Origin of the sequence: Massilia norwichensis (genome assembly GCF_024753245.1) — a bacterium.
GTDB classification, from domain to species: domain Bacteria; phylum Pseudomonadota; class Gammaproteobacteria; order Burkholderiales; family Burkholderiaceae_D; genus Telluria; species Telluria norwichensis.
Genome location: NZ_JANUGX010000010.1, coordinates 37,737 through 51,509, shown reverse-complemented (window position 1 = coordinate 51,509; position 13,773 = coordinate 37,737). Strand labels below are relative to the sequence as shown.

Sequence of the window (13,773 nt, the reverse complement as noted above, 5' to 3'; positions counted from 1 at the left end):
TCTAGATCGCCAGGCTACACCGGAGGTTGGTCCTTGCCTGGTCTTCGAGCCGCGTGAAGATCGCCGGCGTCGTGTAGATGCGCGGGCGCGCGAGGAACCGGTGCAATACTTTCGCGCGCCCCTCTGCCCAGGCATCCTGCGGTACATGCGCGTATTCGGTACGGACCTGGTCCTCGTACTCGGCAAAGCGTACCCGCGGTGCGCCCAGGATGGCGAGGTCGGCGTCCAGCAGGATCGCCAGGTCGGGGTCGCTGGCTGCCTCGTGGTGACGGGTCGCCAAGATGAGCTCCCAGACCCGGCGCATCAGTGGCGGCGTAGCGCCCACAGCTGCCAGGCATGCCAGCGCTAGTTCTGCGCTGCGCTGCTCGTTGTCGTGACGTCGGACGTCGTGGATCGCATCGTGGAACCATAGAGCCAGGGCGAGCTCGCCCGGCTGGGCCGCCGTATGCAGCAGGCTATCGAGGACAGCAAAGGATTCGCCAAGGTGCTGCAGTGTGTGATAGTGGCGTTGCGGTTCGCGGTAGCGGGCCAGAAGGTCGGCGAGGCCCGACGCATGCTTCGACTCAGGTAAGGGCAGGGCAAGGTCCTGCCAGGTGCGGCGCCAGCGCGCGTCCCAATGTTCCATCTCAAACCTTTCCGGGTGAATCGTCGCTTGTTGGTTCGGCATCGATGAAGCGGTCGACAATTCGGAGTGCCATACCCGCCGCGTATTCCCTTGGCATCAATTCACGCGCGGCGCTGGCGAGCTGGAAGGCGCCCTCCATGAAAGCGAGCAAGGATGCGGCGAGGAGCGAGACGCGAGCCGTAGTCTTGCCCCGATCTGCGAGGCAGGCTGTGAGCAGCCCTTGTAGCTGCGCCAGCTCGGCGGCCAGCACCTGTTGGTAGGCCTGCCGCACCTGTGGCTGGCGCACGGCCTCCGCCCCGACCATGACCCAGGCAGCCACCGCCTGCGGATCGGCGCCTGCTCCTGTGCCGAGCCGCGCGTCGAGGAAGGCCTTCAGCCTTTCGTCCGGAGACCTTGCCTGCGCAGTCAGCTCGCTGTAGCGCGCCTGGGCAACATCGGCAAGCGTCTTGACCAGCTCCAGCAGGATTTCTTCCTTATTCTTGAAATGATAATGAATCAGTCCCGGCGCCAAGCCGGCCTGTCTTGCGATGGCCTGGATACTGGCCCTCTCATAGCCGTGTTCAGCCATGACAGCGTGCAGCGCAATCACGATCTGGCGGCGTCGTTCAGCGGTATTCGGCGTGCGGGGCATGTTAGTGAGAAATTTGGTTGATCATCCAAATATAGCTTGCTTTACTCCGGTTGCCAAGCTATCGTGATCAATATTGGTTGCGTGACCAACATGATCAATTCATCCTCTCAGGGGGAGAACAACATGGCACAACATGTACTCGTACTAGTGGGCATCCTGGCGTTCGTGGCCCTGGCGATTGCATCGCGCCATCGTGTACGGCAGGGCGCCGGTCGCGCCTCGGGGCGCGGAGCGCAAGTGGTCGTAAGTTTCGATGATGGGGGAATCTCGGCAGACTACCCGGATGGGCAGCGCCGCGCGATCTCCTGGGAGGATCTGAGCAGGGTCGGGGTGACCACGACTGATGAGGGACCGTTCGTCGACGATGTGTTTATCGGCCTCCATGGCCGTGCCGGTGAGCTTGTGCTGGTGTACCCGCAGGGTGCGGCCGGGGATCAGGCCATACTGGTCGAGATGCAGCGCCGCCTGCCTGGCTTCGACAATCGCCTTTTCGTCAAGGCGATGGGTTCAACGTCGAATGCTCATTTCCTCCTGTGGGAGAAGCCGCAAGAAAAAGTGATGAAGTAAATGCTGGGCTTGCAATAATCTTTCATCAAGCGCCGCCTGATGAAAGATTATGTCCTCACACGGAAGCCGCCTCGGTCTCGATCCGCTTCGCCACCTCCGGCGACGTCGGCCGGATCGCCTCCAGCAGCTCGCTGATATCCGAGCCGCAGCCGAACAGCAGTACATCACCCTTCTCGCAGCGTGCCAGGCCGGCGCGGATCGCCTCGTGCACGTCCAGTTCCACGCGCAGGTGGTCTTCCTCGAACTTGGCCAGCCTGATCCCTTCGACCAGCTTGGCCGCCACCGAACCCGATTCACGCCCGCGGTTCTCGGTCTCATAGACCACCAGCTCGTCGAAGCCGGCCGCGCAGGTCGCGCCGATGTCGACCAGGTCGGCATCGCGGCGGTCGCCCGGCGCCGCTACCACGCCGACCAGGCGGCCAGGCGTCATCGCGCGCGCGGTCTCGGCCAGCGCGGCGTAGGCGGCGCTGTTGTGGGCGTAATCGACGATCACGGTCACGCCGTCGACGTCGAACAGGTTCGAGCGCAGCGGATTGTTCTTCCAGTCGGAGACGAAGCTGCGCAGGCCATCTTCGATCTCGGCGTTGCCGAAGCCGCTGGCGACCAGCGCGGCGGCGGCGGCCAGGCTGTTGGCGATGTTGTAGCGGGCCGCGCCCTTGAGCGTCACCGGCAGCTGGCGCACGTCGGCGATGGCTTGGTGACGGGTGCCGTCGGCCAGCACGATGGCGTTGTCTTCGAGGTAGACCGCGCGGCCGCCGTTGTCCAGGTGGCGCAGCAGGACCGGATTGTCGGCGTCCAGCGAGAAGTACAGCACCTCGACGCCGTCGGCCAGGCTGGCCGCCATCGCCACGCAATGGTCGTCCTCGGCATTCAGCACCACGGCGCGCGAGGCACGCTGGGCCACGACTGCCTTCACTTTGGCCAGCTCTTCGACCGTGTCGACGCCGTCCAGGCCCAGGTGGTCGGCCGATACATTCAGCACCACCGCCACGTCGCAGCGGTCGTAGGCCAGGCCGCGCTTGAGGATACCGCCGCGCGCCGTCTCCAGCACCGCGAAGTCGACGTCCGGCGAGGTCAGCACGCTGCGCGCCGAGCGATAGCCGGTGCAGTCGCCCTTGGCGATCTGCTGGCCGTCGACGAACACGCCCTCGGTCGTGGTGACGCCGGTGCGCAGGCCGGCCATGCGGGCCGCGTGCGCGATCAGGAGGGTGGTGGTGGTCTTGCCGTTGGTGCCGGTCACGCCGATCACCGGAATGCGGCCGTCGTCCTCGCCGAACAGGGCATCGACGATGGCGCCGCCGGCGTCGCGCGGGGTACCGCGGCTCGGGTACTGGTGCATGCGGATGCCCGGCGCCGCGTTGACTTCGATGATGCCGCCGCGCTGCTCGCGCAGCGGTTGCGCGATGTCCTGGCAGACGATGTCGATGCCGGCCACGTCCAGGCCGATGGTGCGGGCGGCGCGGATGCAGATCTCGCGGGTTTCTTCCGGCAGCAGGTCGGTCACGTCCTCGGCGGTGCCGCCGGTGGACAGGTTGGCATTGCCGCGCAGGTCGACCGATTCGCCTTCCGGCGGCACGGCGTCAAACGTGTAGCCGGCTTTCGCCAGCACCTGTTCGGCGATGGCGTCGAGCGGGATCCTGGTCAGGATGTTGGTGTGACCGTCGCCGCGCGCCGGGTTGCGGTTCTCGATCTCGACCAGTTCGCGGATCGTGTGCACGCCGTCGCCGGTCACGTGCGGCGGACGGCGCCAGGACGCGGCGGCGATCTTCTTCCCGGTGACCAGCACGCGGTAGTCGCGTCCGCGCAGGTATTCCTCGACGATGACGTGGCGGCCGTACTTGCGCGCGAACTCGAAGGCGCGCTCGACTTCTTCCGGCGTGGTGCAGGTGGTGGTCACGCCCTTGCCCTGGTTGGCGTCCAGCGGCTTGATCGTCACCGTGCCGCCGCTTGCGCTTAACCTGCGCGCAACGCGCTGGGCCGCGGCCAGGCTGGTGACGGTTTCGCCGGCCGGGACCGGGCAGCCGGCCTGGTCGAGCAAGGTCTTGGTCAGCTGCTTGTCGCTGGCGATGCCGACCGCGATGTTGTTGGTGGCGCCGGTGATGGTCGCCTGCAGGCGCTTCTGCTTGCTGCCCCAGCCCAGCTGGAACAGGTTGGCCTGGTCGGTCAGGCGCAGGCTCGGAATACCACGCTTGTGGGCGGCGTTGACGACGGCGCCGGTACTGGTGCCGATCGCGTAATCCTGGGCGGTTTCCTTCAGTTCTTCGAGTGCTGCAGCGTGGTCGAAGGCTTCGTGGGCGGCGAGGGCGGCGATCATGTCGCGCGCCGTGCGCAGGGCGGCGCCGGCCACCTGTTCGGTGGTGTAGCCGCAGACCACGCGCAGCTGTTCCGGTTTGCCGGCCACGGCCGCGCTCAGGCTGAAGCTGCCGGCGGCGCCGGCCAGGCGCTGCAGTTCCATCGTGACCGGCTCCAGCGCCTCGATCGGCGAGCTGCAGTCGGACAGGCGCGCCGCGGATTCCGGCGCCATCTCCGGCAGCTGTTCCAGCAGGCGTGCGCCGAGGCCGGGAATGCTGGTGTGTTCGCCCTCAAGCACGGCCATCAGGCAAGGGGTGGCGGCGTAAAAATTGGGGCCGCGCAGGAAGCGTTGTTCGATGATTCTCATGAGAGCGGATTCCGTTTCGTTACATTTTCCAAAAACTCGAGCAGCGGTTGCGGGATGCGGCGGTCTTCAGGCGCGCCGTCCGCGGAGGGCAACCGGTACTTGCTGCCGCTGGGGAGCAGGTGCAGGCGCACGTCGATCAGTTCCGGGGTTTCGTTGTCCTTGATCTCGGCGATGTTGGTGCTCATGTTGCGGCCGTCGACGATGGTGACCGCGCCTTCGCCCAGCACCTCGATGCCGACCCCGCGTTCGATCACCAGCGCGGTGTCCTCGTCGATGCCGATGCCCTGCAAATACGGGTTCTGCGCCACCACCGACAGCAGGCGAGACAGGCGCTGGCGTTCCGAGAAGTGCTGGTCGACCACCATCTTGTGCAGGAAGCCCAGGCCGGCGCCGAGGCTGACCGAACCTTTTTCGGGATGCAGCTCGGCGCGGCCCTGGGCCAGCATGTGGCCGGACATCGCCGAGGCGCCGGCGCTGGTGCCGCCGATGCAGGCGCCGCGCAGCTTGAGCGCTTCGTGCATGCGGTGGTCGAGGGCGGTGCCGCCGATGATGGCCAGCAGGCGCTTCTGGTCGCCGCCGGTCATGAAGATGCCGGTGGCGTCCAGGATGTCCTTGATGTGCGCTTCGTCGTTGGCGTCCTGGCGGCTCTGCAGGTGCAGGTGCACGCGCGTGGCGACGCCCAGTTCGCCGAAGGCCTTGTCGTAGATCTGCCACATCTCGTCGGCCACCGTGCTGGCGGCCGAGATCACGACGATCTTCGCGTCCGCGCCGCCGGAGAGTTCGACGAAGCGGGTCAGGATTTCCTTGTCGCGCTTGCGGTCTTCGTGGCCGCCGATGATCACGAGGTGGCCATGGCTCTCGCGCAGCTGGCGTTCTTGCGCCTGCTGGTCTTGCGTCTGTTCTCGTGGTGTCATGTGTCTCTGCTTTATGGTTGAACGATTTTCGCTTGCGGCATGTCCTGGTTGCTCCAGGCCCCGGCCTCGGTGCGGCTGACCGCGATCAGGCCGACCGGCACGTCCTTGTCGAACAGGTCGATGCCGCGCTTGAGGGCCTGCTCGAGCGGCATGCCGTCCTCGATCCAGGAATAGACGCGGTGCGCCAGCAGGTGGCGCACGATGTATTCGCCGATGCCGGTGGCGGCCACGGCGCCGTGCGGGCCGGCATAGAAGCCGGCGCCGATGATCGGGGTATCGCCGACGCGGCCCAGCAGCGAAGGCGCCGAGCCGCCGGTGGACGCGGCCACGCCGAAGTGGCCGTCCGGCGCGCGGACCACCGCGCCAACCGTGTCGCAGGCGGCGCCGGCCGGCATGTCGGGGGTGCTGCCGTAGTTCCAGAAGCGCAGGAAGGTCTGGTTGTCGACGCCCGGCATCGCCTGTTTCGAACTGGCCAGCGCTTCACGGATCTGGCGATGCTGCTCGCGCTGGTGTTCGGAGATCTTGTCCCATTTCGGATGGCGGATCGCGGCGGCGAAGCGGTTCGCGCCTTCGCCGGCCAGGAACCAGTGCGGGGTGTCGGCCACCGCGCGTGCCAGCAGCACCGGGTTCTCGATGCCCTGCACGCAGGCGACCGCGCCGAGGCGGCCGCGCGTATCCATCACCGACGCGTCCATTTCGACGGTCGCGCCGTCCAGGCACAGGACCGAACCGCGGCCGGCGTTGAAGCGGCCGTCGTCTTCGAGCACGTTGACGGCGGCGATGGCGGCTTCCAGCGCATCGCCGCTGATGCCGATTTCCTCGACGGCGCGACGCGCGGCCAGCTCGCAGCCGTCCTTGTAATCCGGGGAGCTGCCGGCGCCGCCGTGGACGACGACGGCCAGGCCGCCTTGTTCCTTGTTCATTCTTCTTCTCCAAAATGATGCATGCCGCGCAGATCTTCTGGCGCGGCATTTGTATTTCCACATTATGCAAAACATGTAGAAATTGAAACATCGGTAGCCTAGCCGTGTGAGTGTCGGACGGCGCTTACACGGTTCAGTCGAGGAGAAAGTCGCGGAGAATTAATGAAGAGAAATCTGGCGCAGGGCATGGCGCAGTTCGCGCGCCACCTGGCGGCGCTGGGCCTCGTTAACGAAGCGGCCGATCTCGACCCGCACGCCGCGCGATTCCAGCGTGACCAGGGCGCGCCGCGCATCCCGCCGGCCGGCCGCGGCTTCGGGGCCGGACAGCACGCGCAGGCCCAGCGGATCGAGGCGCGACTGGCTGCGCCGGTCCGCCTGCACGCACTCGACCAGCAGGCAATCGTTGGAGAGCACGATGCGTTCGCGGTCCAGCGCGTGGCGCGCGTACAGCAGCAGCGCCAGGCCGACGCAGCTCAGCTCCAGCAGCGAGAAGGCCAGCACGATCCACACGCCCTGCAGGAAGAAGGCGAGGGCGATCGTCAGCGACATCGCGCACAGCAAGGCATAGGCGCGCGCGACCTGGCGCGGCGTCATCGAGCAGTTGCGTTGCAATGTGCACTCGTAGAGCATGCTTGCCTTTCTGGCTAGTCCTTACACTATAAGCCTGTCGCCGGGGGCGCACGATTGGCGCTTGTGACGGCCTGGCGACAGGGGCCGGGCTGGCCGGGCAGGCTCGACTCTGGTAACATCTCGCCCCTTTCCCTTTTCCTCTTCACTGGTCAGCATCCATGGCGAACGCTTGCGGCGTCGATTTCGGCACCTCCAATTCTACTGTCGGCTGGGTGCGTCCCGGCCACACCAGCCTGCTGGCCCTCGAGGACGGCAAGGCGACCCTGCCGTCGGTGGTGTTCTTCAACGCCGACGACGAGCAGGTCCGCTATGGCCGCGCCGCGCTGGCGGACTATCTGGAGGGCTACGAGGGGCGCCTGATGCGCTCGCTGAAAAGCCTGCTCGGCACCAGCCTGATGGACGGCCAGACCGAGGTCGGCGGCCGCGCGCTGCCGTTCCGCCAGCTGCTGTCCCACTTCATCGGCGAACTGCGCCGCCGCGCCCAGCAGCAGGCGGGCCGCGAATTCACCAGCGCCGTGTTCGGCCGCCCGGTATACTTCATCGACGACGACCCGGCCGCCGACCGCCTCGCCGAAGACACCCTGGCCGAGATCGCGCGCGCGGCGGGCTTCAAGGAGATCGGCTTCCAGTACGAGCCGATCGCCGCCGCCTTCGACTACGAATCGCGGATCGAGAAAGAGGAACTGGTGCTGATCGCCGACATCGGCGGCGGTACTTCGGACTTTTCGCTGGTGCGGCTCGGTCCCGACCGTAGCCAGCGCATCGAGCGCCGCGAGGACATCCTGGCCACCGGCGGCGTGCACATCGGCGGTACCGACTTCGACAAGTACCTGAGCCTGGCCTCGGTGATGCCGCTGCTGGGCTATGGCAGCACCCTGGTATCGGGCGCGCCGGTGCCGTCCAGCTATTATTTCAACCTGGCGACCTGGCATACGATCAACCAGGCGTACACCCGCAAGAACGTGGCGCAGCTGGAAGACCTGGCGCGCGACGCCGCGGAGCCGGCCAAGCTGTCGCGCCTGCGCAATCTGATCGACGAGCGCGCCGGCCACTGGCTGGCGATGCGTGTCGAGGAAGCGAAGATCGGCCTGTCCGGCACGCCGCTGGTCGAGCTGGATCTGGACCGCCTGTCGCCGCCCGAGCGCCTGCAGGTCGAACGCGCCGTGTTCGAGACGGCGATCGCGGGCCTGGTCGACGAGGTCGGCGCCACCGTGCAGCGCCTGCTGGGCGAAGCCGGGGTGGCGGCCGAGAAGGTCGATACCGTGTTCTTCACCGGCGGCTCGAGCGGCGTCGCGGCGCTGCGCGAGCGTATCGCCGCCATCGTCCCGCAGGCGCGCCGCGTCGAGGGCGATTTGTTCGGCAGCATTGGCGCGGGCCTGGCGATCGACGCCGCCCGCAAATTCGGCTAAGCGCCCTTTTTTGGAAAGGCAGACCATGTTTGAACGCCCGATCGTGATGCTCGACTTCGAGACCACCGGCCTGTCGCCGGAGTCCGGCGACCGCATCACCGAAGTGGCCGCGCTGCGCATCGCCGGCGGCGAAATCGTCGAGCGCTATGTGTCGCTGGTCAATTGCGGCGTGCGGATTCCCCCTTTCATCACCTCGCTGACCGGCATTACCCAGAAGATGGTCGACACCGCGCCGCTGGCCGAAGACGTGGTGCCCGAGCTGATCGAATTCATCGGCGGCGATGTCCTGGCTGCCCACAATGCCAGCTTCGACGAGAAGTTCCTGAAAGCCGAGGGCGCGCGCCTGGGCCACGACTGCCGCCACGCGGGCCTGGTGTGCTCGGTCAAGCTGTCGCGCCGCGTGTTGCCCGGTTTGCCCAGCTACAAGCTCGGCGAGCTGGCGCGTTCGCTGGGCATCGCCTTCCGCGGCACCGCCCACCGGGCCGAGGCCGACGCCGAGGTCGCGGCCAATCTGCTGCTGCATATCGGACGCCATCTTGGGAGCTCCTACGGCATCGGCGCGGTGGCGCCGGAGCTGCTGGTCGAGATCAACCGGCTGGCGGCGGCAAAGGTCCACGGCTACATCGGCGACTACGCCAAGACACTCTCGAGCGTCTGATAAGGCACTCATTGCTGCGTTGCGCTCGTAGCGTTTGCACTGACCCCACAGTTTGTTGGATCTCAACGATTGTTGCGGCTGCTACGCTGCATTTCCGCGACATTTGCGCTAAATCTGGCTGGCGGCGACTTTTCCCGGACTTTTTTTCCGCGTTGAAGGGTTGCCCGTCTGCTTCAGATCAAACCCGTCGGATTCCTCCTAGTTAAACTTTTGGCAATTCTCGAGGTGCCGCGATTCAGCGGTTCCGCCGATTTTTTGTCCGATTTTTCCTGGAGCGAGCATGCAGCAGTCTGACGTGTCCCCGGAGAATTCCGTGCTGGCCTGGTTTGCCCGCGCGGCCGAACGTGGCGACCCCTATGCCCAGTTCAACCTGGGCCTGATCTACAAGAATGGCGACGGCGTCGCGCGCGACGATGCGCGGGCCTTCGAATGGCTGCGCCGGGCCGCCGAGCGCGGGCTCGCTTTCGCCCAGAACCACCTCGGCACGATGTACGCCCAGGGGCGGGGCGTGGCGCACGCCGATGCGCAGGCGGTGGGCTGGTTCGCGCTGGCGGCGGAGCAGGGCGATCCTTCGGCCCAGCAGAATCTGGGCGACATGCTGCGCGCCGGACGCGGTGTGGCGCGCAGCCCGGAACAGGCGTTGGACTGGTACCAGCGCGCGGCCAGCCAGAACCTGCCCAGCGCCCAGCACATGCTCGGCGAATGCTATCTGCGCGGCGAGGGCGCGCCGGTCAACTACCCGCTGGCGGCGGCCTGGCTGCGCAAGGCGGCGCTGGGCAAGTACGCGCCGGCCGAAGTCGCGCTGGGCCTGATGCTGCGCCGCGGCCAGGGCATGGCCGCGAACGATTTCGAAGCCGCCTACTGGTTCCGCCGTGCGGCAGGGCGCGGCGATCCTTCCGCCCAGCGCCTGCTCGGACTGTGCTATCTCGAAGGCGTGGGTGTGCCGCGCGACGCCAAGGCGGCGCTGCCCTGGCTGCACCGCGCGGCAGGGCAGGGCGATGCGGAAGCCCAGTTCAGCCTGGCGCTGCTGCTGACCAGCGGACGCGGCGGCCTGCGCGACGAGGCCGAGGCGCTGACCCTGACCACCCGCGCCGCCAAGCAGGGGCATGTGCTGGCCCAATACAATCTCGGCAATATGTACGCGCACGGACGCGGCGTGGCGGCCGACGCGCGCCAGGCCTTCTACTGGTATCGCCAGGCCGCCAGCCAGGGCGCGGCGAATGCCCAGTTCACGCTGGGCGTCATGTACGCCAACGGCCAGGGCGTGCGCCGCGACGAAGTCCAGGCCGTCGAGTGGTACCGCCGCGCGGCCGCGCAGGGCGACGCCAGCGCCCAGAACAACCTGGGCGTGATGTACGCCACCGGCCAGGGCGTGGCCCAGGACGACGCCGAGGCCGTGCGCTGGTACGGACTGGCGGCCGAGCAGGGCCATGCGCTGGCCCAGTACAACCTGGGCGGCATGTACAACAGCGGGCGCGGCGTGCCGCGCGACAGCGTGCGCTCCTACATGTGGATGCTGCTGGCGGCCGATGCCGGCGATGCCGCGGCCAGCGCCAACAAGGCCATCGTCGCGCGCCGCCTGTCGGCCCGCGAGATCGAGGATGCGCAGGATCTCAGCCGGCAGTGGCGCGCGAAAGGGCGTATTGACGTGTAGCTGTAAGGATATTTGTCGGTGCAGCAATTCGCGCTATCATGCCCAACGGCATGAGCCACTTCCTTCACCGTCAAAGATAACAAGCATGCACATGAGACACGCCACCCTGGCCGCCGCCGTCGCGGCCGCTTTCCTCGGCTTCGGCAGCGCCTACGCCGCAACCGGAACGCCGGCAGCACAGGCTTGCAGCGGCACCCCGCTGAGCTACCCGGTCGCGAAAAAGGTCGACCAGATCGACGATTATCACGGCACCAAAGTGGCCGATCCCTACCGCTGGCTGGAGGACGCGAACAGTGCCGAAACCAAGGCCTGGGTCGACGCCGAGAACAAGGTGACCCAGGACTGGCTGGCGCAGATCCCGCAGCGCGAAGCGATCCGCCAGCGCCTGACCCAGCTCTGGAATTACGAGCGCTACAGCGTGCCCTACAAGGAAGGCGGCCGCTACTTCTTCAGCCGCAACGACGGCCTGCAGAACCAGGCCGTGCTGTACACGATGAAGTCGCTGTCCGACACGCCGCGCATGCTGCTCGACCCGAACACCCTGGCCGCCGACGGTACCGTCGCCCTGGCCGGCATGGCGGTCAGCCCGGACGGCAAGCTGCTGGCCTATTCGACCGCGGCCTCGGGCTCGGACTGGAACGAAATCCGCGTGCGCGACGTCGACAGCGGCAAGGATCTGCCAGACCATATCCAGTGGGTCAAATTCTCGAGCACCGCCTGGACCAAGGATGGCAAGGGCTTCTTCTACAGCCGCTACGACGCACCGAAGGAAGCGACCAAGCTGGCCGACGTCAACTACTTCCAGAAGCTGTACTACCACAAGCTCGGCATCACGCAGGATGCGGACGTGCTGGTCTACGACCGCCCGGACGAGAAGGAATGGGGCTTCCACGCCCAGACCACCGACGACGGCCGCTACCTGCTGATCCAGGCGACCAAGGGCACGGCGCGCAAGTACCGCGTGTTTTACAAGGACCTCTCCAAGCCCGACAGCAAGGTCGTGCCGCTGATCGACAATTTCGAGGCCGGCTACGATTTCATCGACAATGTCGGCAGCGTGTTCTACTTCAGCACCGACCGCAATGCGCCGCGCCAGCGCATCGTCGCGATCGACCTGGCCAAGCCGCAGGAAGCTCACTGGAAGACCATCGTGCCGGAAAGCCAGCAGACGCTGCAGTCGGCCCACATGATCAACAACCAGATCGTCGCCGAGTATCTGGCCGATGCGCGCAGCGTGGTCAAGGTCGTCGACCTGAAGGGCAAGCCGGTGCGCGAAATCCAGCTGCCGGGCATCGGCTCGGTGTCGGGTTTCGGCGGCAAGCGCGGCGAGACCGAAACCTTCTTCTCCTTCACCGGCTTCACCACCCCGACCACGATCTACCGCCTCGACATGAAGAGCGGCGCATCGACCGTGTTCCGCCAGCCGAAGGTGGCCTTCAACCCGGCCGAGTACGAGACCCGCCAGCAGTTCTTCACCAGCCGCGACGGTACCAAGGTGCCGATGTTCATCGTCTCGAAGAAGGGCCTGAAGCTGGACGGCAGCAACCCGACCTACCTGTACGGCTACGGCGGCTTCAATATTTCGATGACCCCGGGCTTCTCGCCGGCCAACCTGGCCTGGATGGAGATGGGTGGCGTCTACGTGGTCGCCAACCTGCGCGGCGGCGGCGAATACGGCGAAGCCTGGCACGAGGCCGGCACCAAGCTGAAGAAGCAAAACGTGTTCGACGACTTCATCGGCGCCGCCGAATGGCTGGTGAATAACAAGGTGACCTCGCCGGGCAAGCTGGCGATCGGCGGCGGCAGCAACGGCGGCCTGCTGGTCGGCGCGGCCATGACCCAGCGTCCGGACCTGTTCGGCGCGGCGATCCCGCAGGTGGGCGTGATGGACATGCTGCGCTTCCACAAGTTCACGATCGGCTGGGCCTGGACCTCGGACTACGGCTCGTCGGAGAATCCGGACGAGTTCAAGGCCCTGGTCAAGTACTCGCCGCTGCACAACCTGAAACCCGGAACCTGCTATCCGGCGACCATGATTACCACCGCCGACCATGACGACCGCGTGGTGCCGGCGCACAGCTTCAAGTTCGCCGCCACCGCCCAGGCCGCGCAGGCGGGCGGCAACCCGGTAATCATCCGCATCGACACCAAGGCCGGCCACGGCGCGGGCAAGCCGACTTCCAAGCAGATCGAGGAAGTGGCGGACCGTTGGGGCTTCCTGACGAAGGCGCTGAAGATGGAGCAGGCGCCGGCAGCGATGGGTGGCGCCGAGTAAAGCCTGTCCGTGCGCCGCGTCCAGGGTGACGCGGTGCACAATGCCTGGCTAGCGGTGCACGGCACCGGCCTTGTCTGGAGAAACATGAGCAGATTTTTCGGTGTGATCATGATCGCCGTCGTTGCCGTGTACGCGCTTGCCTGCCTGGGCCTGTTCCTCGGGCAGCGATCGCTCATCTATTACCCGCCGCCGGCGGCTGCCTTCCCGGTGCCCGTCACCACCTCCCTTGCCGTCCCCGGCGCAGTACTCAGGATTTCCGAACGGCCGCTGGCCGGTAAAAGCGCGCTCATCTATTTGGGCGGCAACGCGGAGGACGTCACTGCCAGCCTGCCGGCCCTCGATAAAGCCTTTCCCGGACACGCGCTCTACCTGATGCATTACCGCGGCTATGCCGGCAGTACCGGCGCGCCGAGCGAACAGGCGCTGGTGGACGACGCCGTGCTGCTGTTCGATCGCGTCGCCGCCGCGCATCCGGAGGTAGAGGTGGTCGGCCGCAGTCTGGGCACCGGCGTGGCGATGCAGCTCGCCGCCCGTCGCCCGGTAAGAAAGCTGGTGCTGGTCACGCCCTTCGACAGCATCGTCGACCTGGCTGCGCAGCAGTTCCCGGTGTTTCCGGTGCGCTGGCTGCTGAAGGACCGCTACGAATCCGGGCGCTACGCGCTGCAGCTGCGAATGCCGGTCCTGGTGCTGATGGCCGCACGCGACGACATCATTCCCGCATGGAGCACCCAGCGTTTGCTGTCGCGCTTCGCGCCGGGCGTCGCCACGGCCAGGGTGATTCCGGAAGCCGGGCACAATACGATTTCGGCGAGTCCCGCCTAGGTGCCG

The 13,773-nt window shown here is 66.7% G+C and carries 12 protein-coding genes; 6 read left to right on the top strand and 6 right to left on the bottom strand.

The window, feature by feature from the left end; all coding sequences use genetic code 11:
* Nucleotide 1: 1 nt before the first annotated feature.
* Nucleotides 2-625 (bottom strand): HD domain-containing protein, encoded by a 624-nt coding sequence (locus NX782_RS10425; protein ID WP_258845381.1) that lies wholly within the window; start codon nt 623-625, stop codon nt 2-4.
* A gap of 1 nt (nt 626) precedes the next feature.
* Nucleotides 627-1,256 (bottom strand): TetR/AcrR family transcriptional regulator, encoded by a 630-nt coding sequence (locus NX782_RS10420; protein ID WP_258845380.1) that lies wholly within the window; start codon nt 1,254-1,256, stop codon nt 627-629.
* Between the two features lie 123 nt (nt 1,257-1,379).
* On the opposite strand from NX782_RS10420, the gene NX782_RS10415 reads away from it, so the two are divergent.
* A complete protein-coding gene (locus NX782_RS10415; RefSeq protein WP_258845379.1) occupies nt 1,380-1,823 on the top strand; it encodes a hypothetical protein in 444 nt (147 codons plus the stop codon).
* 55 nt (nt 1,824-1,878) lie between these two features.
* Here NX782_RS10415 and cphA read toward each other — a convergent pair whose 3' ends face one another.
* From cphA to NX782_RS10395, 4 genes are all read right to left on the bottom strand, one after another.
* Nucleotides 1,879-4,482: a cyanophycin synthetase gene (cphA, locus tag NX782_RS10410; protein WP_258845378.1), complete on the bottom strand. Its 2,604-nt coding sequence runs from the start codon at nt 4,480-4,482 to the stop codon at nt 1,879-1,881.
* A complete protein-coding gene (locus tag NX782_RS10405; RefSeq protein WP_258845377.1) occupies nt 4,479-5,396 on the bottom strand; it encodes a cyanophycinase in 918 nt (305 codons plus the stop codon). The genes cphA and NX782_RS10405 overlap by 4 nt, the downstream gene beginning before the upstream one ends.
* Before the next feature lie 11 nt (nt 5,397-5,407).
* Entirely contained in the window at nt 5,408-6,319 is a 912-nt protein-coding gene (locus NX782_RS10400) for an isoaspartyl peptidase/L-asparaginase (RefSeq protein WP_258845376.1), read from the bottom strand.
* 159 nt (nt 6,320-6,478) lie between these two features.
* The gene (locus NX782_RS10395; RefSeq protein ID WP_258845375.1) at nt 6,479-6,931 is read right to left on the bottom strand and encodes a DUF2244 domain-containing protein; all 453 of its coding nucleotides are present in this window, start codon (nt 6,929-6,931) and stop codon (nt 6,479-6,481) included.
* Nucleotides 6,932-7,107: 176 nt separating this feature from the next.
* Here NX782_RS10395 and NX782_RS10390 point away from each other — a divergent pair, with 176 nt between their 5' ends.
* From NX782_RS10390 to NX782_RS10365, 5 genes are all read left to right on the top strand, one after another.
* Nucleotides 7,108-8,358, top strand: coding sequence for an Hsp70 family protein (locus tag NX782_RS10390; protein ID WP_258845374.1), 1,251 nt, complete (start codon nt 7,108-7,110; stop codon nt 8,356-8,358).
* 25 nt (nt 8,359-8,383) lie between these two features.
* Nucleotides 8,384-9,016 carry a 3'-5' exonuclease gene (locus NX782_RS10385; protein ID WP_258845373.1) on the top strand — a complete coding sequence of 211 codons (633 nt, stop codon included), beginning with the start codon at nt 8,384-8,386 and terminating at the stop codon, nt 9,014-9,016.
* 280 nt (nt 9,017-9,296) lie between these two features.
* Nucleotides 9,297-10,670: a tetratricopeptide repeat protein gene (locus NX782_RS26390; RefSeq protein WP_308632909.1), complete on the top strand. Its 1,374-nt coding sequence runs from the start codon at nt 9,297-9,299 to the stop codon at nt 10,668-10,670.
* A gap of 85 nt (nt 10,671-10,755) precedes the next feature.
* Nucleotides 10,756-12,945: a prolyl oligopeptidase family serine peptidase gene (locus tag NX782_RS10370; RefSeq protein WP_258845372.1), complete on the top strand. Its 2,190-nt coding sequence runs from the start codon at nt 10,756-10,758 to the stop codon at nt 12,943-12,945.
* A gap of 84 nt (nt 12,946-13,029) precedes the next feature.
* Nucleotides 13,030-13,767 carry an alpha/beta hydrolase gene (locus tag NX782_RS10365; protein WP_258845371.1) on the top strand — a complete coding sequence of 246 codons (738 nt, stop codon included), beginning with the start codon at nt 13,030-13,032 and terminating at the stop codon, nt 13,765-13,767.
* Nucleotides 13,768-13,773: the final 6 nt, after the last annotated feature.

What these genes read in the sequence shown, in the direction of transcription:
- NX782_RS10390 (WP_258845374.1), top strand. Translation starts at nt 7,108, where the DNA reads ATGGCGAACGCTTGCGGCGTCGATTTCGGCACCTCCAATTCTACTGTC.
- cphA (WP_258845378.1), bottom strand. Translation starts at nt 4,482, where the DNA reads ATGAGAATCATCGAACAACGCTTCCTGCGCGGCCCCAATTTTTACGCC.
- NX782_RS10385 (WP_258845373.1), top strand. Translation starts at nt 8,384, where the DNA reads ATGTTTGAACGCCCGATCGTGATGCTCGACTTCGAGACCACCGGCCTG.
- NX782_RS10405 (WP_258845377.1), bottom strand. Translation starts at nt 5,396, where the DNA reads ATGACACCACGAGAACAGACGCAAGACCAGCAGGCGCAAGAACGCCAG.
- NX782_RS26390 (WP_308632909.1), top strand. Translation starts at nt 9,297, where the DNA reads ATGCAGCAGTCTGACGTGTCCCCGGAGAATTCCGTGCTGGCCTGGTTT.
- NX782_RS10425 (WP_258845381.1), bottom strand. Translation starts at nt 625, where the DNA reads ATGGAACATTGGGACGCGCGCTGGCGCCGCACCTGGCAGGACCTTGCC.
- NX782_RS10400 (WP_258845376.1), bottom strand. Translation starts at nt 6,319, where the DNA reads ATGAACAAGGAACAAGGCGGCCTGGCCGTCGTCGTCCACGGCGGCGCC.
- NX782_RS10365 (WP_258845371.1), top strand. Translation starts at nt 13,030, where the DNA reads ATGAGCAGATTTTTCGGTGTGATCATGATCGCCGTCGTTGCCGTGTAC.
- NX782_RS10415 (WP_258845379.1), top strand. Translation starts at nt 1,380, where the DNA reads ATGGCACAACATGTACTCGTACTAGTGGGCATCCTGGCGTTCGTGGCC.
- NX782_RS10420 (WP_258845380.1), bottom strand. Translation starts at nt 1,256, where the DNA reads ATGCCCCGCACGCCGAATACCGCTGAACGACGCCGCCAGATCGTGATT.
- NX782_RS10370 (WP_258845372.1), top strand. Translation starts at nt 10,756, where the DNA reads ATGCACATGAGACACGCCACCCTGGCCGCCGCCGTCGCGGCCGCTTTC.